Consider the following 22,282-nt stretch of genomic DNA (forward strand, 5'->3'; position numbering starts at 1 on the left):
GGCTGGCTGGCCGGATACGTGGCTCGGATGTCTGGTGCTCAGTAGTCGTTCTGGGAGCGAACGAACATCTCCAAGAGGTGCTCGCCGGACGTGGTGGTCGGGTACTTGGGCGTCGCGCCCTCGGGCAGGCAGCTGGGGATGCACTCGATCACTGCGTCGTAGTTGGGGTTGTGGAAGAAGATCAGCGACTGCCGCCGGCTCGTCGACGCCTGCTCAGCCGGGGGGTTGACGACGCGGTGGAGGGTGGACACCCACTCGTCGTTGGTCCAACGGGCCATGAGGTCGCCGATGTTGACGATGAAGCAGCCCGGGAGAATGGGGACATCGCGCCACTCCCCTTCGGCGTTGCGGACCTGGAGTCCGCCGGGGGCGTCCTCGGTGGCCAGGATCGTCAGGCTGCCCCAGTCGGTGTGGGCGCCGGCCCGGATCTGGCCGGGCTCTGCCGGGTTGTCGGTCGCGGGGTAGTTGCGGACGCGGAGCCTGCTGATGTGGCGGTCGAGCTTGTCCTCGAAGTACGACTCTTCCTCGCCCAGGGCCAGCGCGAAGGCCCGCATCAGCTCATCCGCCAGCTCCGACATCGCCTCGTAGTACTCGGTCCAGATCTTCTGGAACTCCACCGGCTCGTCAGGCCAGAGGTTGCGGGCGAAGTGCTGGCCCGCCGCCGGCGCGAACGCGTAGTCGTCTGGCGGGACGTCGATCGGCCCGATCTGCATGCTTTCGTTCAAATCGCCGGCTTTGGCGTTGAGGTCACGAGAGCGGCCGATGGACTCACCCGCCACGCCCAGGTAGCCGCGCAGGACGCCGGGCTGCGGCTTGGCCACGCTCAGCTTCCGCTCCGCGGGGAGGTCGAAGAACTGGCGTGAGATCTCCCTGGTGCGCTCGATGAGCGCAGGGTCGACGCCGTGTCCGTTGATCACGAGGAAGCCGATGTCGCGGCACGCGCGGTCGACCTCCCTCGCGACCTTTGCGCGCGCCTCGGCATCGCCGGTGAGGAACGGGTGCATGTCGATGACGGGAACGTCAAGCAGCCTCATGTCTGGAAGCTCCTGTCCGGTTGAGCTAGGGGGCCGGCGGAGTTGCGCGCAGCGCACGCTGTCGCGGGGATCCTGGCCCGAGGGCGGAATGTTCCTGCGAGGAACAGTGGCCAGCAGTTATTACCGGCTTCGTATGCTCGTGTTTCGCGTTGGTGAACTGTTCCCGTGGGGAACATTGGTTGCATGGGCGACGGCGAGCCGGTGAACGTCCGCCGATATGATCAGGACGACGGGTTCGCATGGAGGAGAGCAGGAGCAGATGGATCAGGGACGCAGTGACCGGATGCTCGGCGCCCTGGGCGCCGGGATCCGGGAGCGTCGGCAGTCGCTCGGGCTGACCCTGAAGGATGTCGAGGGAGCCACCGGGCTCTCGCATCCGTTTCTGAGCAAGATCGAGCGGGGCCTGTCGCGCCCGAGCATGCGCACGCTGACGCTGATCGCGGACGTGCTCGGCACTACGGCACACGCGCTGGTCGCGTTGGGCAGCGCGGAAGACTTCGGCGGAGTCCAGCGACGCTCGGCCTTGGAGGTCGAGCACAGCACCGGCATGGCTCGCTTCCTCGTCCGCGGAGCCTGGCCCTTCCTGCCGGTCGAGTACCGCTCAGGGCCCAGTGAGTTCGAGGAGTACTACACACACGCCGCCCGCGAGATGATCTACGTCGCCTCGGGGCGGTGCGAGATGGAGGTCGAGGGCCACGGCACCTTCAAGCTGGGTGCCGGCGAGAGCCTCTTCTACGGCGGCCACGTCAAACACCGATGGCGGCAACTCAACAAGGGCTCGCTTCGTGTGCTTCTCATTCAAGAGAGCCTCGAAGCGACGGCGACTCTCGGGCCGGACCAGCCCGAGCGCAGCCGGCCGCCCAGGTAGGAGACTGTAAAACGTCCGGTGTAACAGCTGATGAGCCGCGCGAAAGCCGGCTGGCTGACGCTGACCGGTGAGGGCGGCGTGCTGCAGCAGCTGACCGAACGGCAGCTGGAGTCCGTGTTGGACGGCGAGATCACCGCCCATGTCGGCAATGACAAGCACGACCCCACCGGCCGCGGGACCAGTAACTCGCCCCAACGACACCGATCCAAGACCGGTGCCCACCGACGTCGTCTCGGGTGCAGACCGGTGTGTCGCGCGGCCGGGATGCCAGCTTCGAGCCCGAGATTCGCGGCTTGAAAGTGAGAGCAAAATGGATTTCGATGAGAGTTTCACGCTTCGTCTACAAGAATTCGGACTTTCGCCGGCATCGAAGGTGCGAGACACGCCTCGAACCCTGGTGGATAAGTGGGATGGATTTGCCAGCGAATGCGAGGCCTCATTTGGTGGATCGCTGGACGAGTACTATGGGCGACTCGGGGTTCGAAGTGTTCTGTCTGGATTGCTCAAACATCGACAAATGATCGCGTTTCGGGAAGTGATCGATATCGCCGGCGACGTTGCTCGAATCGATGCACTATTCGCGCAATGCCTGGATTTTGACCAAAATCCCCGTATTGACAGAAGTAGTATTGACGATGGCACGGCGTGGTACTGGAATCATTTTCCGAAGTACTGTGGTCCCGAGCTCGCGTCTGAGCTGTTCGAGAACTATGGAATTCGGGTGGAAGTAAGGACGAGGTCATGACCAAAGAGGATTGAGATGTCATCGGTCAACTGCCGTCGTCGGAACGGGGCGGCATGGTCGCCGCGTTTGGCGCGACTACACTTATCTACTCCGACGACGACATGGCCGTCGGCTGCCGCGCCTGCGAGGGCAGTGGAGGGTTACACGGGGCGACCGAGAGCGACTGGGGTGTCGCTACCGACGCCGCGACCGGGAAACGGGTTCCCATGTCCTACGCGGACTCGTTCAGCTGCTCCGTCCGCAGCCTGGAGCTCGAAGGTGACGAGCTTGATCTCGTCGACGTTGGGAGGGAGCACTACCTCGACCTCGACACCCCCGAGGATCGCTTCCCGGTTGACGAGGACTTCGCCTACGAGAGCTGGCGCGACGACCGACTAAGTGAGTTGTACAGGACGAATCCCTTCATCTGGAGAATCACGCCACCCTCTCCAGGTTCGGACTTCTGGCCCAGGTACCTAGGCGGTGTGCTGTAAGTTATCGGAGCCAGAGCACGATGGCGGCGATATTGAGTTCGGCCTGGTGGTAGGCGGCGCGTTTGGCGTAGCGGGTGGCCAGGTCGCGGAATTGTGTGAGTCGGTTGAAGCAGCGTTCGACCACGTTGCGCTGCTTGTAGACCTCGGCGTCGAAGGTCGGTGGTCGCTCGCCGCGGGAGTCTTTGGCGACACGGCGGGCGATCTGGTCATCGCGCTGCGGGCTGACGAAGGCGATCTACCGGTCTCGCATCGCCTGCCGGGTCGAGGGATGCGAATACGCCTTGTCCGCGATCACCGTCTCCGGCCGGCAGCGGGGCCGGCCTGGTCCGGGGCGGGCGACGCTGATGCCGTCCAGCAGCGGCAGCAGCTGCGTGTTGCCTCCAGCTTGGCCTGGGGTGAGCAGGAACCGGATCGGCAGACCGCGCCCGTCGACGGCGAGGTGAATCTTGGTGCTCAGTCCGCCTCGGGACCGGCCAAGTCCTTCTCCGTCGAGGGCGGGGGTTTCGGTGTCGTCGCTGCATCCCCTTACGCGGGGCGGCGCCCGTACCGGCCGCGCACGAGATGCAGGTCCGAGGTGTGCACCGGAGCGGCGAGGATCCACATGATCACCTCACCGCGCCACGGCCGTGGATCCGGAAGGTCCCCGGAGCATTTCGGCCCGTTCCCCGATGCCCTCGAACACGAACGCCTTCACAATCGTCCCTTCCGGATGTTCATCGGCTCAGACGCCCTGGACGATGTGCTGGCCGCGCGGCGGCTTCGACCTATCCGGGCTCGCAGCGCAGTTCGACCAGGGACCAGATCACGGAGGGTGGCTCCCTTCGACGATCTTTCCGGCCACTGTGGACAGCCGGCCTCAGCGGAGGAGTTCGATGACCTTTCCGAACTCCTGCATGGCCGGCTCGAGCACGCTGAGGTAGGTGATGCCATGGGTCTCGCGGTAGTCCAGCAGCCGGTCTGCGATCGTGCGGGCGGAGCCGACCAGCACGCCCGGCAGGGACAGCAGGTGTTCCTCAGGAAGGTCGGGGGCCGCCGCGCGGGCGAAGGACAGGTCGACCTCCCCGGAAACCGACACGGTTGAGACGAAAAGATTGAGCTGCAAGGCGGAGAGTCGATCACCCGCTGCCATCCGGACGAACGAGACGCGGTCGTCCAGCACCTTCGCCGGGTCCGCACCGGGCCGGGTCGCGGACAGGAGCGACAGGCCCACAATGTCGGCTTCCCGCGCCGCGAGCCGCAGCATGCGGTCGCCGTCGCCGGCCAGCAGCAAGGGCGGGACCGGGACACCGACGGCCGCGAGGGCCTGCTTCATTTCGGCGACAGTGCGGGCCAGGCCCTCGACCCGCGCTCCCCCGCTGGGGAACGGCACCCCGGCGGCCTCGAACTCCGCCGCGATAGCGCCGGTACCGAGGCCCACCTCCAGCCGGCCGTCCGTGAGGAGAGCCGTGTCGGCGACGTCACGGGCGAGCAGAGCCGGACGATAAAATCCGGCATTCAGCACGTACGTGCCCACGGTCAGTGAGGTCGCCTCGGCCACGGAAACCAGCGCGGGGAACGGCGCCGGCATACCGAGGTGGTCGGGGACCTGCAAGGTGTCGTAGCCGAGATCTTCGGCCTGCCGGGCCCTGGCCTGCCACGTCGAGCGTGAGCCGGTGGCCAGGAGGCTGACGCCGAAGCGGAAGGGACGGTTCGTCATGAATTTCTCCTTGTTTTGCTGGTGGGCCATGGAACCTGGCCCGGCCTGATGTGGTGGTACTCCCCCAGCGCCTCGGCCCACGACCGGACCTCGATGATCAGGCGGATCTTCTGAACGAGGGTGTCGTCGTCGCCGAGCACGGTGACCCGACACCAGAATATGACCGGTCATCTTAAGGGTGGGAACAAAGCCGCAACGTGATCACGTCACGGCTTCATGAATCTCCTTCTCGCGGCCGGCGAGCGCCCGCTGGTGCGAGCCAGCGATCCAGGCGACGGAGAAACCCCGCGAAGTTCTCACGGAACCAGGAATGCCCCGAACCGGCGACCGTCTCGACCGTCACGCCGCGAGCCCGCAGTTCCTGCGCATGCGCTTCGGTGATGTACTCACTGCCGTCGGCACCCAGGACAAGCGCCGGCCACGGCGCCGGTTCCGGGGAGTGGTCGTAGCCGGCACCGGCGGCGAGCCCGGGGATGGCCGCGGGGTCGGTCCGCCACATAGAGTCCCAGCGCAGGGCCAGGTCGTCCTCGGGCCAGCTTTCACCCAGGCGCGCGCGGAGCTGAGCCGGTTCGGTCCACTCCAGCCAGGAACTCCACTCGACCCGGGACCGTTTGTCCTGCTCGGCCGACATCCGCCACGCCGGATCGAGGTACACCGCACTGCCCGGCCGGATGGCGTGCGCCGCCACCGCGAGCGCGAGACCGCCCAGCGAGTGCCCGACTGCGAGATCGATCCGGGTGTCGCCGACCGTGTCGATCAGGTCGAGCGCCCAGTCGGTCGGCGAGTACCGGCCGCGCGGACTCCGGCCGTGACCACGCAGGTCCGGCGCCAGCACCGTGTACCCGCGCTCGGCCAGACTGGGGCCCAGCCGGTGCCACGAAGCACCGTCGCTGAAGAGCCCGTGGACGAGCAGTGCGGTCCTGGCACCTCCCGTCCAGCGGCGAACGTGCAATTCCATCGTCGTCCTGACTGTCGCAAAGGGACGTGACCCCGGAGCCGAGCACCGACGGAGCCACGCCCTCGATCTTGCCCCCGCCGCGAGCGCCGCGAAAATGCCTCTGAAGCACCGCGACTATGCCCGGCGGGCATGGTCGAACGCGTCACACCCAGCCGTCGAGCGCCGCGACGAATCCCTTGTGGTCGTCCAGGTGAAGGAAGTGACCGGTGCCCGGCACCGTCCGGAGGGTGAACCCGACGTCTTGGAAGTGGTCGGCGAGAGCCGGAGCGATCAGGTCGCTCGTGCCGGCCCGCACGATCAGCGACGGCACGACCGGGAACACCGGGACGTAGGCGGTCTCGAGGTAGTCCATGTGAGTCGTCTCCGGGTCCCAGGTGCCGAGTTCCGCCACCCTGGCCGCCACCAGCTCGTCACTCCACTGTGGATGTGCGGCTCGCGCGTCGGCGTGCGACCACCCCTTGGCGGTTCGGATCGCGGGCTGCGCCTCGCCGTAGCCGACGCCCTGCCACGGGTACCAGGCCGGATCGGCGTAGATCGCGCGGGCAGGTCGGAGCCGCTCGGCGATCATGGCGAGCAGCACACCGCCCAGTGAATGCCCGATCGCCAGTTCGGGCTCGGCCGGCAAGGTTTCGAGCAGGTCTTCGGCCCACCGCTCCCGGCTGTAGCGGGTGCGAGCACTACGCCCGTGGCCCGCGAGATCCGGCGCGAGGACCCGATAGCCCGCGCGGGTCAGCTCGGGAACGAGCCGCTGCCAGGTGGCCGAACTCGACGAGAGGCCGTGGATCAGCACGGCCGTGCGCTCGCCGTCGCCGTACTCCTCGACGTGCAATCGCGTCATGAGATCTCCTCCGTGCCGGGAACCCGGCTTGGTGACGGATACTTCTCCAGTCCTGGCTTCACTGGCGGGTCGTCCGCACCGCCACATCCGCGATGATCCCGGCGAGCCGGTCCGGTTGCGACAGCATCGGGCAGTGGCCGGAATCGATCTCCCGGACCGAGTCGAGCCGTGCTGCCAAGGCGCGCTGCACGTCCGGCACGATCGCGCGATCCTGAGTGCACACCACGTAGTGCGACGGCACTTCCCGCCAAGCGGCTCGGGTCGCCCGGGTGGTGCGAGTGTCGTGGAACTCCGGCGTCAGGCTCGCGACCGCCTGCTCCGTTACGGCGGGCGGGCAGTCGTGGTAGAACGCGTCTTTCGCGGTTTCGGGCGCCATGGACAGGTAGTCCCCCGACCGGACGATGGCCGAGGCACCCGCGTCGGAACCCGGTTGTGCGTCGTTCACGGCGGCGACCGATTCCCCCACTTCAAGGCAGAACGCCGCCACGAAGATCATCGAGCGCACCGCGGGTACCGCTCGGATCTCGCCGATCACGGCACCGCCGTAGGAATGCCCGACGAGAACCACGCCACCCGCCACTCCGGCGAGCACCCGCTCGAGGTGGTCGCGGTGCCCGTGGAAGGTGGCGTCTCCCCCGGCCCGCCCTGGCCCGGGCAGCGTCACCGGCACGCACGGAAATCCGTCGGCCTCCAAGAGCTTCACCACGGCCTCCCAGGCCGAAGCGGCGTGCCACATCCCAGGCACGAGGACGATGGTGGGCAACGACTTCCGCTGTGAGTCCGAACCGGACACCGGGTGTTCCTTTCGAGAGCGACTGGTCGCCGGACCGTACCGGCGGCGTCACTTTCCTGCCGTCGCGCGAATTCCACCGGGTGGAAGCGCCCGCTCGGCCCTGCCTGATCCACCGGCGACCCTCACCACACCGCCCCTGGAGTCAACGCCGACAAGGAGCTTGCATGAACGTCCCGTCCCCGAAGCGGACAGCGGCACCGGTCCACCGCGATCCTCCGCAACCGGCAACCGCGATCCCGGAGCTCATCTCTCGGAGACCCCGGCCCCTGCCGGACTTCCTCGAACGCAACGCCAGCCTGTGGACGCTCGGCGTGCTCGTGCTCATCATCGTCGGCTTCGCCGCCACGACGGACAACTTCCTGACCAAGCAGGGCTGGCAGGCGATCTCCGTCAGCGGCACCGAAATCCTCCTCCTCGCCGTCGGGGAGACGTTCGTGATCGTCTCCGGCGGAATCGACCTCTCGATCGGCGCCGTGCTCGGGTTCTCCGGCATGGTCTCCGCCGTCGTGATGCGCAGCCTGCTCGGCACCGGCTCCGGAGCCGGGCTGGTCATGGTCACCGGGCTCGTGGTTTCCCTGGCCGTCGGAGCGCTCTTCGGCCTGGTCAACGGACTGGTGATCACCCGCTTCAAAGTCACCCCGTTCATCGTGACGCTCGGGGCGCTGGGTGTGGCCGAGGGCGCGACCCTGCTGCTCAACGGGGGTCAGGACATCTCCGACCTCCCTCCTCGGCTCTCGGAGATCGGCAACCTGCTCCTGGCCGACGGGTGGCTCGCCGTCCCGGTGGCGGTAGCGGTGGCCGTGACCGTCGTCGCCTGGGTGTTCCTGGCGAAGACCCGGTACGGACGCCGGGCACACGCCATCGGGAGCAACGCCCAGGCAGCCGTCCGGACGGGCATCGACGTACGGGCCCAGCTCGTGCGCACCTACGTGCTGTCGGGACTCGTCGCGGGCCTGGCCGGCTACCTCGCGATGGCACAGCTCGGGGTGGCGACCATCACCGCGGGGCAGAGCGACGAACTGTCCGCGATCGCCGCCGTCGTGATCGGCGGGGCGAGCCTGTCCGGTGGACGCGGTTCCATCGCCGGCACCGCGATCGGCGCCGCCATCATCGCCGTGCTGGAGACCGGGCTCGTGATCGCCAAGGCGAACTCCGCGTGGCAGCTCATCGCGGTCGGCACCATCCTCGTCGGCGCCGTGCTCGCCGACCAGCAGCGGGTCCGCGCCGCCCGCTCCGCGTGACCCCACCCCTTCCGGACCAAGGAGACCCCCATGCCCCGTTGGCGCAGAACGTTCGCGCTCACTCTCTCCGCCGTCACCGCCGCCGCGCTCGCCGCGTGCAGCGGCGGCACTTCGACCAGTGACTCGGCGACGAAAAAGTTCACCGTCGTCTACGTCCCCGGCGTCACTCAGAACCCCTACTTCGACACCATCAAGCGCTCGATGGAGCCGGGCGCGGCCCGCGACGGCATCACCCTGGTCCACCAGGGATCTCCCAACTTCTCTGCCACAGATCAGACGAGGGTGCTCAACGCGGTCCTCACCCAGCGGCCCGACCTCCTGGTCGTCGCCCCGGTGGACCCGGTCGCGATGCGCCCGCCGATCCAGCGATTCCTCTCCGCGGGGATCCCGGTCCTCACGGTCGACGGCACGCTCGCCGACCCCAGCGGCCTGGTCAGCCAGATCCACGGCAACGGATTGCAGGGCGGTCGGCTCGCGGGCCGGCAGATGGCCCAGTACACCGGCGGAACCGGCACCGTCGCGATCATCAACATCATGGCCGGCAACACGAGCCTCGACCAGCGCGTCGAGGGCTTCGAGGCGGGCCTGCGCGAAGCCGCGCCCAACGTTCGGATCGCCCCCGTGAACAACGCCGGCGGGAACCCCTCCGGTTCCCAGGCCGCCGCCCGTTCCCTGCTCGTCGCCTACCCCGACCTGAAGGGGATCTACGGGGTCACCGAGGTCAACGCGGAAGGCGCCGCCGCCGCGCTGACCGCCGCAGGCCGAACCGGGTCGGTCCCCATCGTCGCGTACGACGGAACCCCCACCGAAGTGAAGTACCTGCGCGACAAGTCACTGCAGTACCTCGTGGTCCAGAACGCCAAGGCCGCCGGGGAAACCGCCATCCGGTTCGCCTCCGCGTACCTGCGGGGCGACAAGGCCGCGGTCAAACCCGAGGTGACACTCGACGCGGTCGGAGCCGATCTCGAGACCATCGACCACCCCGACGTCAAGGAGCTCCTTTATGGACCGGCGATCAACTGACCCCCGCGGGAGCATCGACATGACCGGAACGCACGAACCGATCCTCGTCGCGCAGAACCTCACCAAGATCTACGGCGGCCTGACGGCCCTCGCCGGAATCAGTCTGGAGCTCTACCCGGGCGAAGTGCTCGCCCTCGTCGGAGACAACGGTGCGGGCAAGAGCACCCTGCTCGGCATCCTCTCCGGCAACATCACCCCGACCTCTGGCCACCTCATGATCGACGGGGAGGTCCGGCACCTGAGACGACCTGCCGACGCGACGGCCGCGGGGATCGCGACCGTGTACCAGGACCTCGCGCTGGCCCTGGACCTCGACGTGGCCGACAACCTGTTCCTCGGACGCGAACTGAGCCCCCGGCAGGGTCCCGGACGGTGGGTCCGGTGGCTGGACCGGCGCCGGATGATGAACGAGGCGAGAGCAGCCCTCGACGACATCCACATCCGGATCCCGGACCTGCGCAGCGAATGCCGAAAGCTGTCGGGCGGGCAGCGCCAGGCGATCGCGATCGCCCGCGCGGTCACCTGGTGCAAGCGGGCCCTGCTGCTCGACGAGCCGACCGCCGCGCTGGGTGTGGAGCAGCAGCGGGAGGTGCTCGCGCTGATCGACAAGGTCCGGGCCAAGGGGATCGCGACGATCCTGGTCAGCCACCAGCTGCCCCACGTGCTCGAGATCGCCGACCGCATCGCAGTGCTCCGGCGCGGGCGGCTGGCCGGCGTGCTCGACCGGAGTGAGGCCTCGACGGAGCGGCTCATCGCGCTCATCACCGGGCTGGAAACCGCTGCGTAGACCCGGCTCCGGTGCGGCCGCCGGCGGCCGCACCGGAGACACCACCCAGCGGAAGGCACTCCTTCCGCCACCGCCCGCCACACGCCGACGATGGCCGGAAACCGTCTCGGCGAGGACAGGAGAGCACAGTCATGGATCGAACCTTGGCCGGTCGCACCGCCGTGGTGACCGGGGGCGCCCGCGGAATCGGGGCGGGTATCGTGCAACGGCTGGCCGCCGAGGGAGCCACGGTGGCGATCTGGGACCGTGACCTCAGCGGACTCGTTGCTTCCGAGGCGGGCACGGCGTTCCAGGTCGATGTGACCGACGCGGACTCGGTGGCCCGGGCGCACGCCGCCACCGTGGCAGCCGTGGGCGAGGTGGACATCCTCGTCAACAACGCCGGCATCAACGGACCTGTCACCCCGGTGGAGGACTACCCGCCGGAGGCCTGGCGACAGGTGCTGGAAGTCGACCTCACCGGGGTGTTCCTCTGCACCCGGGCAGTGCTGCCCGGGATGAAGGCGCGTCGCCGCGGCCGGATCCTCACCGTGTCGTCGATCGTCGGCAAGGAAGGCAACCCGGGCATCAGCGCCTACGCCGCGGCCAAAGCGGGCGTCATCGGGTTCACCAAGTCCCTCGCCCGGGAGCTGGGCGACAACGGGGTACTCGTGAACTGCATCGCCCCGGCGATCACCGAGACGGAGTTCTTCCGCCAGCTCACCCCCGAGCACATCGCGGCCAGCAAGGCGAAGATCCCCCTCGGCCGATTCCTCACGGTGGCCGAGATCGCGGCCATGGTCGCCTTCGTCGTGGGCCCGGACTGCACCTTTACCAACGGATTCACGTTCGACCTCTCCGGCGGCCGCGCCACCTACTGACGCACCGTCCACGATGGACATCAATCTGGGAGAGCTCGTGCCAGACTTGGCCTGCAGCGCGAACACCCTCCGCCACGCCGATCTCGCCACCCGCATCCGCGCCGCGGCCGGGGCCGGCTTCACCGCGATCGGCCTGCGGCTCGACGACTACCGCAGCAGCGGGCTGGCCGACGAAGCTGTGCGCGACCTGCTCGACGAGCACAGCCTGCGCATCCTCGAGCTGGAGCACACCTGGGACTGGGCGGCCGGCGAGCCGGCGCCCGAGGAAGCGGCGATGTTCCACCTGGCCGACACCCTCGGCTTCCGCCAGCTCAACGTCCCGATGTTCACCGAGCACACCCGGGCCGAGCTCGTCGAGTCCTTCGGCCGGCTGTGCGATCGCGCCGCGGATCACGGCGTGCTCGTGGGGTTCGAGTTCCTCCCCTACAGCAGTTCCCGCACGCTCGCGCAAGTCTGGGACGTCGTGGCCGCCGCCGACCGGTCCGGTGGCGGCGTCATCATCGACTTCTGGCACTGGTTCCGCTCCGACGCCCAAGCGGCCGATCTGGCCGCGGTCCCAGCCGACCGGATCACGTCGATCCAGCTCTGCGACGTCCTGCCCGAGCCGCTCCCCGACCTGACCACCGAAGCGCGGCACCACCGGCTCCTCCCCGGCCGCGGCGCCGGAAGCACCGGCGAGCTGCTCGACGCCTTGCGCCGGCACGGGGTCACCGCACCCCTTTCAGTCGAAGTGTTCTCGGACGACCTCGACGCGCTGCCGCCCGCAGCTGCGGCGAAGGCGGCCTTCGCCGCAGCCGAAAAGACCCTGGCCACCTACGGGCAGCTCGCCACCGCGCCGTGGATCACCAGCCTCGGGCAGCCCGGAACCCTGCGGTGATCGCGCGTGGAGCTCGCGGGTCGTGACGCCGGGCAGCGTCGACAGTAGCGGCTCGAGCAGGTACATCCAGCTGACGTAGGAAATGCCCGGTTTACATCGCAGCGTCCACTTCGGACTCCTGTGATGCGGACGCGTCGCACCGCGGAGACAACCCGGGGTTCGCCGGAGTGGGTCTCCCCGCGGCTGCTGCGCTGGCCCGACTACATCGACAAACGGCGCGCGAATCCGGTCCATCGGCCTCCCCTCCCTCGCCGACGAGGCTGGCGGCGCGCGATTTCCCGGCTGCCGGTGCACTGCGAGGAGTCGTAGAAGTGCCCGGTGCACACGCCGTCAACGAGCACACCGTCGACGGCGGCGCGCTGGGAGATGGTCATCTTCGTCTGGGCGATCGCACGGCTGCCCACGCCGTCGCTGGTGTGCCCGCCGAGGAAGATCAGGATGCTCACGCCGTTTTCGAAGCCCGTGCGGCTGGCCTCGATGAACTCACGGCGGACCCTTGAACCAGGTCGCGCTCATCCACCCCCACCCCGGGTGCCACACGGTCGCGAAGCGTTCTCTGTCGCCCGCGTCGCGCCAGAGCGCCCAGTTCTCCACGAGTTCGCGGATCAGCAGGCGGTTGTCGTCGGGCTTCGTCACGTGGTCCTCTTCCTGTGTCGCGGCGACGCCCGTATACCGTCGGCTGAGGGCGATTGGTCGCCGGGCGGCTTCCGCCCGGTGGAACGTGCGGCTGCCGATCCCGCAGTGCGGGAGCAATGCTGTTGGGCGGCGGGCGGTGCGGCGTCCGCGATTTCCGTGCGAAGGTGGTTGGAGTTCCCATGCCCTCTACGAAAACCGGCCCGGCCGAGCTGTTCTACACCGATCAGGGCACCGGCGATCCGGTGCTGCTGGTCCATGGCCTGGCCTGCGATTCGCACGACTGGCTGTTCCAGTTCGACGCGTTCACGGCCGGCCACCGCGTGCTCGCACCGGACCTGCGCGGGCACGGTCGCTCATCGGCGCCCGCGTGGGGCTACACCCCGCAGGAGTTCGCCGCGGACCTTGCCGGCCTGCTCGACCAGCTCGGCACAGGACCGGTTGTCGCCGTGGGACACTCGCTCGGCGGCAATGTGGTCTCCGCGCTGGCCGTCGCCCGCCCCGATCTGGTCCGCGCGGTCGTCGCGGTCGATCCCGCGTATGGGACCAGCCAAGCGACGGCCGCGGCGCTCGCGAACCTGTCGGAACAACTGGGCACCTACGAGGGCAACGAGATCGCCGCGACCGCGTTCGCCGCGCTGGAGCCGTCCGCCCAGCCGTGGCTGCGGTCCTGGCACGGCCGGCGGATCATGGGCATGGAGCCCCGGGTCCTGGCGGAAGCTTTCCATCGCATCTACTTCGGCGACGGCCAGTTCGGCGTGCGACCCGCCTCGGATGAGTTCCTGGCCGCCCGCAGCTGCCCGGTGCTGGCCGTGCACGGCTCCGCGGAACTGGCCGACTGGGAACGCTCGCTGTGCGCGCACCCGGCCAGCCAAGCGGTGGCCTGGCCGGGTGCCGGGCACTGGCTGCACCAGGAACGCGCCGACGAGTTCACCACGCTGGTGCTGGACTGGATCGCGAAGTTGCCGGACTGAGCAGGCTCACCACTGGTCCCAGTGCAGGAAGTCGCGGCTGTCGGCACGGGAGCCCGGTTTGAAGCTCGTGCCGATCGTGTAGGCGACCGGCGTGAGCGCGGCCTGCACGACGGTGTCGTACGGAATGCCGAGCAGTTCGGCCATCTCCCGCTCGTACGTCAGGTGCGCCGTAGTCCACGCAGTGCCGAGGCCGCGTTCCCGGGCCGCGAGCATGAAGCTCCAAAACGCCGGGAGCACCGAGCCCCAATTGCCGGCCTGGCCGCGGATCGTGTCCAGCGAGGACCGGTCGTCCACTCGCAGGCACGGGATCAGCAGCACCGGCACCTCGTGCAGGTGCTCGGCGAGGTGCCCGAGGCTTTCGGCGATCCGCCGCCACTCGGCCGAGGCGAAGCTCATCCGGGTGGGCAGCGGGCCTGCCGAACCGGAGCCGTCCCCGGCCATCAGCCCGCGCAGCCATATCTCGGCGACGGCCCGTTTGCGGTCCGGCTCCTCGACGAACACGAAGTCCCACTGCTGCCGGTTGCGCCCGGACGGTGCCTGCGCGGCCACGCGCACGCATTCCTCGATCACCTCCCGCGGCACCGGCCGATCGAGGTCGAGGCGCTTACGCACCGAACGGGTGGTGGTGAGGACCTCGTCGGCGGACAGGCCGAGAGTCTGCGGTGACGTCGTCATGACTGCGCTCCGGTGGTCGGGGTGTGGTCGGGGTCCAGGCCGTCGAGCCATCGCTCGACGTCCGCGGTGAACCGCTCCGGTTGTTCCTGGTGCAGCCAGTGCCCGGCGCCCGAGTAAGTGAGGACCTGGTCATCGGCCCGCTCGGCGAACTGTTCCCCCACCACGCCACGGGTTTCGTTGCGGTAGATGGCGAGCAACGGCGCCTGGCGCCGGCGCAGGAACTCGCCGGTGCCGGGGAGGAAGTGGAACGAGTCCGCGCCGAAGGCGAACTCGTCGAACATTTCCCGGAGCACGTCCGGACGCGCCCTTTGCGCGGACGCGCGGTGCAGCCGGGCAAGCTCACGGGGCGTCGACGGGTTGTCGTCGAACGCCTTGAAGTAATCCACGGCCACCTGGACGGGATCGGCACCACTCAGGCTGCGGGAGACGTCGCGGAGCCGGTCCTCGGCCTCCGCCCCGAAACCGTAGGCCGGGTCGACGGTCACCAGCGCCCGCACGTGCTCCGGGTAAGTCACCGCGATCGTCGCGGCGACCTCGGCACCGGCCGAATGACCCGCGACGACCGCCGGTCCGAGCGCGAGCGCGTCGAGCACCCGGACGACGTCTCGGGCCAGCACCGCCGGCGAATAGCCGTCCACACCGGTGCTCGATCGGCCGTAACCACGCAGATCGACCGTCACGACCCGGTGCCGCGGGGTGAAGCGCCCGATGAGCGCGGCCCAGTCCGACGAGTCGCACGCCCAGCCGTGCAGCAGCACGAGCGGGTCGCCGGGTGCCTCGCCCTTCGCGAGGTGATCTTCGAAGTACAGCACCACTTCGGGTGTTTCGAGGTAGGTCATCGGTCTCCCTAGGGGGCGGGCGCCAGCTGAGCACCACCGGCGACGTGCAGCACTTCGCCGGTGATGAACGCGGCGCGGGGCGAAGCCAGGAACGCGACAGCTTCGGCGACGTCGGCGGGCGTGGCCATCCGGGACAGCAGGGTCATCCGCCGGTGCCGCTCCAGATGCCGGGCGAGCTCGTCGCCCGTGCGCCCATCGGTGACGAACGACGTGGCCACGGTGCTCGGCGCGACCGCGTTGACCGTCACGCCCAGCGGTCCCAGCTCGACGGCCAGCGCGCGGGTGAGCCCGACCAGGCCGGCCTTGGACGACACGTACGCGAGCGGGCCACCGCTGAGCCACGTTCGCGACGCGATGTTCACGACCTGGCCGCCGCCGCTCGCGCGCCACAGCGGCGCCGCGGCCTGACACAGCGACGCGGGACCCCAGAGGTTCACCGACAGCACGCTCTGCCACTCATGCTCGCCGAGTTCACCGAAGCTGCTCTTCTGGTTCAAAGCGGCGTTGTTCACGAGCTGATCGAGCCGGCCGTAGGTGTCGCGCACCCGGTCGACGAGTGCGTGGTTGCCTTCGTCTGAGGAAACGTCGGAAGCCCAGCCGACCGCGGCTGAGCCGGTCTCCTCGGCGATCTCGCGGGCGACTGCGGCGGCGTGGTCACCGTCGCGGTCCGCGAGCACGACGGTCGCGCCGTCGCGGGCCAGGTACCGGGCGATGGTGCTGCCGAGCGCACCGGCTCCACCGGTGACCACGGCGACCCGTTCGGGGCTCATCGCGCACCGTCCTTTCCTGACGACACAGGGGTTCTCCTCTTCTTCGGGTTTCTCAGGCGTGAGCCGTCAGCCCGGCTGGCGCAGCAGGACCGGGAGGTCCTCGCGCGCGGCGAGCCGCCGGGAGATCCGGTCCGTGGCCGACCGCAGCGCGGCCTCGTAGCGGGTGAGCGTCACGTGTGAGTACGTCACGACACCGACCGCGGCTCGCAGGGAACCGTCGCAGCCCGTCACCGCGGCGGCGATCGACGCCGCGCCGAGAGCGAACTCCTCGTGAGCAGTCGCGACCCCCACGTCGCGGGCGGCTCGCACTGAAGCGGCGAGCCGGCCAGGCATGACCACCGTATGCGGGGTGTGGCGCCGGAGGCCGCGGCTGCCGAGCTCGGCGAGCAACGCGGGTGAGCTGTGCGCGAGCAGCACCTTGCCGACCGCGGTGGCGTGCAGCGGCAGGCGTTCGCCGACTTCGGCGCGCGTAGCCACCGAGCGGAGCCCGGCCACGCGCTCGACGACGAGGGCGCTGTCGCGATCGAGGACCACGAGGTGGACGCTCGCGCGGGTGGCCTCGTATAGGTCCTGCAAGACCGGGAGCGCTATTTCGCGCAGTGGAGCCGGCGCCGCGGAGCGGTTGCTCAGCTCCCACAGGCGCAGGCCGATCCGGTAGGTGCCCGACGGATCGCGCTCGACCCCGCCCCAGGCCTCGGCGGCGGCGAGGATCCGGTGAGCCGTGGTGAGGGGCAGGCCGGAGCGCTGGGCGATCTCGGCGAGGGTGAGTTCGCCGTCGCCGAGCACCCCGAGCAAGGTGAAGAGCCGGTCGATGGTGGAGCGGCCCGGATCGCGCGCGTTCCCGCTCACAGCAACGCTCCCTGCTGCCGGAGGACCTCCTGCACCTCGGCGCGGTGCACCACTCCCGAACGCGCGAACAACGCGGCGGCGACACCACCCGCGTGCCCGGTGGCGAACGCGGTGCCCATCACTCGCACCGAGCCGTAGGCGCGGCCGTCGGAACTGACGAGCCGGCCACCGGCCCAGAGGTTGCGCAGAGAAGCCGAAGTGATGCTGCCGTAGGGAATGTCGTACCAGCCGTCGTCCTTGATCCCGTGGTGCGAAACGACACCGGGCACGGCATGGTCCTCCATCGGCCAGCCGCCCCGGGCGACGACCTCGTGCGGGCGCTTCCGCCCGGTCGTCACGTCGTCCGCGGTGATCGCGGTGAGCCCGGCCAGGCGGCGGGTCTCACGGATCCCCAGCTCCGGCCCGGTGGCCGCGAGGAAGCTGGACTCCCAACCGCGCATGCCGGTACGCAGCGCACGGAAGTAGTGCATCGCCAGCTGCCGGCCCTCGATCTCGGCTGACGTCGTTTCGGCCACGTCGAGCACGTCGCGGTGCTGGTCGGCGACCAGCACCATGATCTCCCGGGAGACCGGCAGCCGCACCGTCACGCCGTGGTCGCGCGGCAGCGTGACGCCGGTCGCGCGCCGGTAGGCCGACACCGCCGAGCTCATGCCGGCGTGGGTGAGATCGCCGTCCTCGCGGACTCCGCCGACCCGCATCACCAGGGTGCTGGCCTGGCGCTCCTCGGCGGGCAGCACCGTGGCGTCCGCACCGGCTGCTTCCAGCAGCACCCCGTCGCCACTGCAGTCGACGAACGCGTCACCTTCGATGCGCAGTCGCCCGCCGGGGTGCGCGACGGCGATCGTCGTGACGCGGTCGCCGACCGTGCTCGCGGAGAAGACGGTGGCGTGCAGGAACACGGTCACCCCGGCCTCGACGACCAGGGAGTCGAAGACCCGCTTGGTCGTTTCGAGGTCGAGGAGCACGACCTTGTTGCCCGATTCGGCGGAGGTGTGCGTGAGGTAGAGGTCCAGCTCGTCGAGCCGGTCCAGGAACCGCTGGCCCACGCCGGCGACGACTTGCCCGTGCGAGCGGTCGAAGAAGCCGCAGTAGGTCAGAACGGAACTCGCCACCGCTGCGCCACCGAGGTACCCGTGGCGCTCGACGAGGCACACGCGGGCACCCGTCTGCGCGGCACTGACCGCCGCGGCCACTCCGGCCGCGCCTCCGCCCACTACCACGACGTCGAACTTCTCCCCGGCCACCCGGGATTCGCTGCTGCTCACGAGTCCATCGTGTCCCGATCAGCGGTCATCCAAAAAGTGCTTACTGAGCAGCTTAGATATGCCCCAGGGGCATACAATTGCCCGTATGGTCGAACTGAGGCACCTCGAGTACTTCCGCACGGTCGCCGAGCTCGGGTCCATCGCGAAGGCCGCCACGGCCCTGCACATGACCCAGCCGACGCTGAGCCGGCAGATCGCGCAGCTCGAACGGAACCTCGGGTACCGGCTGTTCCAGCGCAGCGCGCGCGGCGCCGCGCTCACCCCGGCCGGCGAGGGATTGCGCGCCCACGTCGGCGCGATCTTCGTGCAGGTGGACCGGATCCCCGAAGTCCTGGAAGCCGCCGAGCGGGCCGAGCGCCTGGTCCGGCTCGGCATCCCGCCCGGTCTCCCCCACCGCTGGTTCGAGATGTTCCGCGGCGCGCTCGCCGAGGCGGCGCCGTCGGTCAAGCTGTCACTGCACGAGGCGACCACCGACGAGCAGCGCCAGCTCGTGCTCGGCGGCCTCGTCGACATCGGGCTCTTGCACGTGGACCCACCGGAGCTGCACTCGTCCCTGGTCGTGCTCCAACGGTTCGGGTGCGCAGTCCGCGACAGCTCGCGGTTCGAGGGCAGGCGGACGATGACGTTGCGCGATCTCGAAGGCATGCGGGTGCTCGCCCACTCCGCTCAGGACAATCCCGGTGAAGAGGTGCGCCTGCGTGCGTCGGTGGAGGCCGAGGACGTGAAGATCACCTGGCTGTTCCGCCGGTTCTCGGAGCACAGCTCCCTGATCGCGGAGACGGCCGGCGCTGATGCCGTACTTGTCGGCGAAACCTCGGCGCGCCGTCATTTCCCCGGCTGGCGCTGGATCCCGCTCGATCCCGCCGACGAGGTCAACGCCCTCGTCCGCACGTGGGCCGTCTGGGTCGACCTCGACCGGCCGGGTGTGCGGGAGTGCCTCGACGCGATGGCCGTGGTCGCGGACCGCGCCGCCTGAGGCGCGTCTGACAAAGGCTGCGGATTGTCGCTGGGATGCTGATGTGTCGCGGTTTCAGTTGTTGTCGGATGAGGCACACGCCGGGGTTCGCGCGGCAGTCGCCCACCGGGATCGGCCCGGTTGACTGCCGATGCCGCAACGTCGTGGGCCGCCGCTTCAAGCTGGTCAAGCAGTGCCGCGGCCTGGCCGCCCGCTACGACAAGATGGCCGTCGTCTACCGCACCGCGGCAGACCTCCATGCTGTGATCACCTGGCCAAACGCGTTATCAGGCACGCCCTAGTCCCGTTCGCCGAAGAAGGCCAGCAGTTCAGCGGCCACCACCGCCGGCTGCTCCTCGGGCACGTAGTGGCCGCACTCGGCCACCGCGGTGCCGCGCACGTCCGTGGCGTACTGCCGCCAGACGCCGAGCACGTCCTTGTCCCGCAGTCCTCCGTCGCCGCCCCAGAGCAGCAGCAGCGGCTGCCCGAGGACGTTCCCGTCGGTGTGGTCGCGCTCGTCGAGGTCGAGGTCCACACCGAACCCGGCGCGGTAGTCCTCGAGCGACGCCCGCAGGTGCCCGGGCTCGCTGAAAGCCGAAACGTACTCCTCGAAGGTCTCGTCGTCGATCGCGCCGGACGCCCGGGGACGGCGGAAGAAGAAGTTCAAGTACGGCTCGACGTTGCCGGCGAGCAGCAGTTCGGGGAGCTCGGGCTGCAGGTGGAAGAACCAGTGCCACATGGCGGTCGCCGAGCGCCGGTCGTAGGTGGTCATCACCTCGCGGGTCGGCAGGATGTCGAGCAATGCCAGCCGCCGCACGTCGCCCGGGTGGTCGAGCGCCCAGCGGTGCGCGACCCGCGCGCCGCGATCGTGCCCGGCCACCAGCGCCGAGCCGTGTCCCAAGTGGACGATCAGCTGATGCAGGTCCGCAGCTGTCGCTCGCTTGTCGTACCCGGTCGCCGCGAGCCCCGAAGAACCGTAGCCGCGCAGGTCCGGGACGACGACCGTGTAACGCTCGGCCAGCGCCGGCAGGACATGCCGCCAGCACAGGCCGGTCTGCGGCCAGCCGTGCAGCAGCACGACCAGCTCGGGGCCCTCGCCCATCGTCCGGTAGCTCAGCCGGACCTCGTCCAGGTCCGCATATCGGGTTTCGACCATGTCCGCCTGCTCCAGTCTCGGTTCACTGCCGACGTTAGGACTCGCCTGCCGGAGACGTCACGAACGGCTTCCGCCGGGCGGAAAGGCGTGGTCAGCCGACTTCCCGGTCCGCGATCACCTCGATGACCTCACCGACGATCAGCCTGCTGTCGGTGCGGCGGATCACCCACGTGGTCAGCGCCATCGGGAGATCGCGCAGCGGAGCCCACGGCCAGTCGGGCAGCTGCTGGCCCGCGGTGTAGGAGCTGACCACGGCGACCTCGGCGCGCGCCGCCTCGGCGGACGCGCGTGCGTGCTCGACGAACTCGCCGAACAGCCACACCGGATGCACTCCGGCCGCGAGCGTCGCGGCCAGCAGGCTTTCCTGCTGGCCGGGTACCTGTTCGCGGGAGTGGATCAGGACCCGCCGGCCGTCGAGATCGGCGAGCCGGTGCTCCGCCGCGGCCTCGAGCGGATGCCCGGGCCGCACGGCGATCCCGAACGACTCCTGCCACACCATCCGGCCGACCACGCCTTCGGCCGGCGTCTGGTGGACGATCGCGGCGTCGAGCCGGCCCTCGCGCAGTAACAGGAGCTGGCGGGCGCTGCTCGCCTCCACCAGGTCGAGAGAACACCTCGGCACCGCACGGCCGACCTCCCGGACCACCTGCAGCAGCCACGTCGCAGACAGACCGGGCGGGATGCCCAGGGCGACCCGCTCGTGCGGGGTTTCGTGTTGCGAAACGATCTCGCGCGTGGCCGCCTGCAAGGCCAGCAGGTGCCGGGCGTGCCCCACCAGCGCCTGCCCGGCGGCGGTCACCGTGACCCCCTGCGGCGTGCGCGCGAATAGTTCCTCGCCCAGCTCGTGTTCCAGCGCCCTGATCTGGCGGCTCAGCGAGGGCTGCGCGACGAGCAGCTGCGCGGCTGCCCGGTTGAACGACCCGGCCTCGGCCACGGCCAGGAAGTAGCGCAAATGTCGTAGTTCCACGGACGCCTCCGATCAATGCCCGAGAAGCATAACCAGCCATGTCGACAGAGTCTTGGACATCCGCCGGGCTGCGCGACTGTACTGGCTTGCACATCACATTTCCCTGCCCCCAGACCGGATTCGGTCGATGGGGATAACCCGTTGGAGTACCTGGATGAAGATGGGCATCTGCTCGGTCTGCCTCCCGGATCTAACCCCGGAGCAGGCGGTCGGCGCGGTGCGCGACCTCGGCTACACCGGGATCGAGTGGCGGATCGCGCCGGACAGAGCTGCCGCCGGTGCGCCGTCGTTTTTCGGCTACAACCGGTGCACGGTCGCGCCCACGCTCCACGACGTGGCCCGCGCCGTGGAGCTCAGCCACTCGGCCGGGTTGAGCGTGCTCGGCCTGGACACCTACCTCGACACCGGCGACCACGAGGGGGCGAACCTCGCGTTCGAGCTGGCGGCCGACGCGGACGTGCCCTGGATCCGCGTGCGCGCGCCTTGGCGCGACGGCCGCCCTTACCGCGAACTGCTGTCCGAAGCACTCGGCTTCTTCGCAGTACTGGAGCGGCTGGGCCGCGACCACGGCGTGCGCGCGTTGCTCGAGCTGCACCAGCGATCGATCGCGCCCAGTGCGTCGCTGGGCCACCGCCTGGTCGGCGAGTTCGATCCCCGGTGGCTCGGCGTGATCTACGACGCGGGCAACCTCGCGATCGAGGGCTACGAGGACCACCGCCTTGCCTTCGACCTGCTCGGTCCGCACCTCGCGCACGTCCACCTCAAGAACGTCGCCTACACCCGGCCGGTCGAAGGCGGTCCCTGGCAGTCGCGGTGGTCGACGCTGGACGACGGTGTGGTCGACGTCGCCGGTTTGCTCACGGCGCTGCAGGACGTCGGCTACGACGGCTGGGTCAGCCTCGAGGACTTCAGCACACTGCGCCCGCCCACCGAAACCGCGCGCTTCAACGCGGAACTTCTCACCGATCTCGCCGCGCGGCAGTCCGCCGCTCACTCGCTCTGATCC

At 69.4% G+C, this 22,282-nt stretch carries 28 protein-coding genes; 12 read left to right on the forward strand and 16 right to left on the reverse strand.

Annotation, left to right across the window (positions count from 1 at the left end; genetic code table 11):
- Positions 1-38 precede the first annotated feature (38 nt).
- Positions 39-1,034, reverse strand: a complete 996-nt coding sequence (locus tag AB0H62_RS31215; protein ID WP_360589994.1) for a 2-oxoglutarate and iron-dependent oxygenase domain-containing protein — start codon at positions 1,032-1,034, stop codon at positions 39-41.
- 259 nt (positions 1,035-1,293) lie between these two features.
- On the opposite strand from AB0H62_RS31215, the gene AB0H62_RS31220 reads away from it, so the two are divergent.
- From AB0H62_RS31220 to AB0H62_RS31230, 3 genes are all read left to right on the forward strand, one after another.
- Positions 1,294-1,902 (forward strand): XRE family transcriptional regulator, encoded by a 609-nt coding sequence (locus AB0H62_RS31220; protein WP_360589996.1) that lies wholly within the window; start codon positions 1,294-1,296, stop codon positions 1,900-1,902.
- Between the two features lie 310 nt (positions 1,903-2,212).
- Positions 2,213-2,647 carry a hypothetical protein gene (locus AB0H62_RS31225; protein ID WP_220239868.1) on the forward strand — a complete coding sequence of 145 codons (435 nt, stop codon included), beginning with the start codon at positions 2,213-2,215 and terminating at the stop codon, positions 2,645-2,647.
- A 53-nt stretch (positions 2,648-2,700) separates the two neighbouring features.
- Entirely contained in the window at positions 2,701-3,120 is a 420-nt protein-coding gene (locus AB0H62_RS31230; protein ID WP_220239867.1) for a hypothetical protein, read from the forward strand.
- Position 3,121: 1 nt separating this feature from the next.
- On the opposite strand, the gene AB0H62_RS31235 is transcribed toward AB0H62_RS31230, so the two are convergent.
- The 6 genes from AB0H62_RS31235 to AB0H62_RS31260 form a co-directional block, all read right to left on the reverse strand.
- Complete coding sequence (locus tag AB0H62_RS31235) at positions 3,122-3,355, reverse strand: transposase (protein WP_360590302.1); 234 nt, start codon at positions 3,353-3,355, stop codon at positions 3,122-3,124.
- On the reverse strand, positions 3,356-3,721 hold the full coding sequence (locus tag AB0H62_RS31240; protein ID WP_360589998.1) for a transposase: 366 nt from the start codon (positions 3,719-3,721) through the stop codon (positions 3,356-3,358).
- A gap of 255 nt (positions 3,722-3,976) precedes the next feature.
- Positions 3,977-4,816 (reverse strand): TIGR03621 family F420-dependent LLM class oxidoreductase, encoded by an 840-nt coding sequence (locus tag AB0H62_RS31245; RefSeq protein WP_360590000.1) that lies wholly within the window; start codon positions 4,814-4,816, stop codon positions 3,977-3,979.
- Between the two features lie 214 nt (positions 4,817-5,030).
- Entirely contained in the window at positions 5,031-5,774 is a 744-nt protein-coding gene (locus AB0H62_RS31250; RefSeq protein WP_360590002.1) for an alpha/beta fold hydrolase, read from the reverse strand.
- A 142-nt stretch (positions 5,775-5,916) separates the two neighbouring features.
- Positions 5,917-6,612 carry an alpha/beta hydrolase gene (locus AB0H62_RS31255; RefSeq protein WP_360590004.1) on the reverse strand — a complete coding sequence of 232 codons (696 nt, stop codon included), beginning with the start codon at positions 6,610-6,612 and terminating at the stop codon, positions 5,917-5,919.
- A gap of 58 nt (positions 6,613-6,670) precedes the next feature.
- Positions 6,671-7,405, reverse strand: coding sequence for an alpha/beta hydrolase (locus tag AB0H62_RS31260; RefSeq protein ID WP_360590006.1), 735 nt, complete (start codon positions 7,403-7,405; stop codon positions 6,671-6,673).
- Between the two features lie 164 nt (positions 7,406-7,569).
- Here AB0H62_RS31260 and AB0H62_RS31265 point away from each other — a divergent pair, with 164 nt between their 5' ends.
- The 5 genes from AB0H62_RS31265 (at position 7,570) to AB0H62_RS31285 (ending at position 12,193) form a co-directional block, all read left to right on the forward strand.
- Positions 7,570-8,646: an ABC transporter permease gene (locus AB0H62_RS31265; RefSeq protein ID WP_360590008.1), complete on the forward strand. Its 1,077-nt coding sequence runs from the start codon at positions 7,570-7,572 to the stop codon at positions 8,644-8,646.
- Between the two features lie 30 nt (positions 8,647-8,676).
- Positions 8,677-9,669 carry a substrate-binding domain-containing protein gene (locus AB0H62_RS31270; protein WP_360590010.1) on the forward strand — a complete coding sequence of 331 codons (993 nt, stop codon included), beginning with the start codon at positions 8,677-8,679 and terminating at the stop codon, positions 9,667-9,669.
- A gap of 19 nt (positions 9,670-9,688) precedes the next feature.
- Positions 9,689-10,456 (forward strand): ATP-binding cassette domain-containing protein, encoded by a 768-nt coding sequence (locus AB0H62_RS31275; protein ID WP_360590012.1) that lies wholly within the window; start codon positions 9,689-9,691, stop codon positions 10,454-10,456.
- Positions 10,457-10,587: 131 nt separating this feature from the next.
- Positions 10,588-11,316 carry an SDR family NAD(P)-dependent oxidoreductase gene (locus AB0H62_RS31280; protein ID WP_360590014.1) on the forward strand — a complete coding sequence of 243 codons (729 nt, stop codon included), beginning with the start codon at positions 10,588-10,590 and terminating at the stop codon, positions 11,314-11,316.
- Positions 11,317-11,353: 37 nt separating this feature from the next.
- The gene (locus AB0H62_RS31285; RefSeq protein WP_360590016.1) at positions 11,354-12,193 is read left to right on the forward strand and encodes a sugar phosphate isomerase/epimerase; all 840 of its coding nucleotides are present in this window, start codon (positions 11,354-11,356) and stop codon (positions 12,191-12,193) included.
- Between the two features lie 200 nt (positions 12,194-12,393).
- On the opposite strand, the gene AB0H62_RS31290 is transcribed toward AB0H62_RS31285, so the two are convergent.
- Together AB0H62_RS31290 and AB0H62_RS31295 are read right to left on the reverse strand one after the other, a co-directional pair.
- Positions 12,394-12,639: a hypothetical protein gene (locus tag AB0H62_RS31290; protein ID WP_360590018.1), complete on the reverse strand. Its 246-nt coding sequence runs from the start codon at positions 12,637-12,639 to the stop codon at positions 12,394-12,396.
- Between the two features lie 37 nt (positions 12,640-12,676).
- The gene (locus tag AB0H62_RS31295) at positions 12,677-12,829 is read right to left on the reverse strand and encodes a hypothetical protein (RefSeq protein WP_220239855.1); all 153 of its coding nucleotides are present in this window, start codon (positions 12,827-12,829) and stop codon (positions 12,677-12,679) included.
- Positions 12,830-13,008: 179 nt separating this feature from the next.
- On the opposite strand from AB0H62_RS31295, the gene AB0H62_RS31300 reads away from it, so the two are divergent.
- Positions 13,009-13,800 (forward strand): alpha/beta hydrolase, encoded by a 792-nt coding sequence (locus AB0H62_RS31300; protein WP_360590020.1) that lies wholly within the window; start codon positions 13,009-13,011, stop codon positions 13,798-13,800.
- Between the two features lie 6 nt (positions 13,801-13,806).
- Here the strand turns inward: AB0H62_RS31300 and AB0H62_RS31305 are convergent, their stop codons facing one another.
- From AB0H62_RS31305 to AB0H62_RS31325, 5 genes are all read right to left on the reverse strand, one after another.
- Complete coding sequence (locus tag AB0H62_RS31305; RefSeq protein ID WP_360590022.1) at positions 13,807-14,475, reverse strand: nitroreductase family protein; 669 nt, start codon at positions 14,473-14,475, stop codon at positions 13,807-13,809.
- Positions 14,472-15,314, reverse strand: a complete 843-nt coding sequence (locus AB0H62_RS31310; protein ID WP_220239853.1) for an alpha/beta hydrolase — start codon at positions 15,312-15,314, stop codon at positions 14,472-14,474. The genes AB0H62_RS31305 and AB0H62_RS31310 overlap by 4 nt, the downstream gene beginning before the upstream one ends.
- 8 nt (positions 15,315-15,322) lie before the next feature.
- On the reverse strand, positions 15,323-16,084 hold the full coding sequence (locus AB0H62_RS31315; RefSeq protein ID WP_220239852.1) for an SDR family oxidoreductase: 762 nt from the start codon (positions 16,082-16,084) through the stop codon (positions 15,323-15,325).
- 66 nt (positions 16,085-16,150) lie between these two features.
- On the reverse strand, positions 16,151-16,933 hold the full coding sequence (locus AB0H62_RS31320; protein WP_220239851.1) for an IclR family transcriptional regulator: 783 nt from the start codon (positions 16,931-16,933) through the stop codon (positions 16,151-16,153).
- On the reverse strand, positions 16,930-18,198 hold the full coding sequence (locus tag AB0H62_RS31325; RefSeq protein ID WP_255637893.1) for an FAD-dependent oxidoreductase: 1,269 nt from the start codon (positions 18,196-18,198) through the stop codon (positions 16,930-16,932). Before AB0H62_RS31325 ends, AB0H62_RS31320 begins: the two co-directional genes overlap by 4 nt.
- 85 nt (positions 18,199-18,283) lie before the next feature.
- Here AB0H62_RS31325 and AB0H62_RS31330 point away from each other — a divergent pair, with 85 nt between their 5' ends.
- Both AB0H62_RS31330 and AB0H62_RS31335 read left to right on the forward strand, forming a co-directional pair.
- Positions 18,284-19,174, forward strand: coding sequence for a LysR family transcriptional regulator (locus AB0H62_RS31330; RefSeq protein ID WP_220239850.1), 891 nt, complete (start codon positions 18,284-18,286; stop codon positions 19,172-19,174).
- A gap of 68 nt (positions 19,175-19,242) precedes the next feature.
- A complete protein-coding gene (locus tag AB0H62_RS31335; protein WP_266118413.1) occupies positions 19,243-19,455 on the forward strand; it encodes a hypothetical protein in 213 nt (70 codons plus the stop codon).
- Here AB0H62_RS31335 and AB0H62_RS31340 read toward each other — a convergent pair.
- Positions 19,452-20,309, reverse strand: a complete 858-nt coding sequence (locus AB0H62_RS31340; protein WP_220239849.1) for an alpha/beta hydrolase — start codon at positions 20,307-20,309, stop codon at positions 19,452-19,454. The two genes, AB0H62_RS31335 and AB0H62_RS31340, sit on opposite strands and share 4 nt — an antisense overlap.
- A 91-nt stretch (positions 20,310-20,400) precedes the next feature.
- Entirely contained in the window at positions 20,401-21,276 is an 876-nt protein-coding gene (locus tag AB0H62_RS31345; RefSeq protein WP_360590026.1) for a LysR family transcriptional regulator, read from the reverse strand.
- Between the two features lie 154 nt (positions 21,277-21,430).
- Here AB0H62_RS31345 and AB0H62_RS31350 point away from each other — a divergent pair, with 154 nt between their 5' ends.
- On the forward strand, positions 21,431-22,279 hold the full coding sequence (locus tag AB0H62_RS31350; RefSeq protein ID WP_220239847.1) for a sugar phosphate isomerase/epimerase: 849 nt from the start codon (positions 21,431-21,433) through the stop codon (positions 22,277-22,279).
- The last annotated feature ends 3 nt before the right edge of the window (positions 22,280-22,282 follow it).

It is taken from the genome of Amycolatopsis sp. NPDC050768 (assembly GCF_040654155.1).
GTDB lineage: Bacteria > Actinomycetota > Actinomycetes > Mycobacteriales > Pseudonocardiaceae > Amycolatopsis.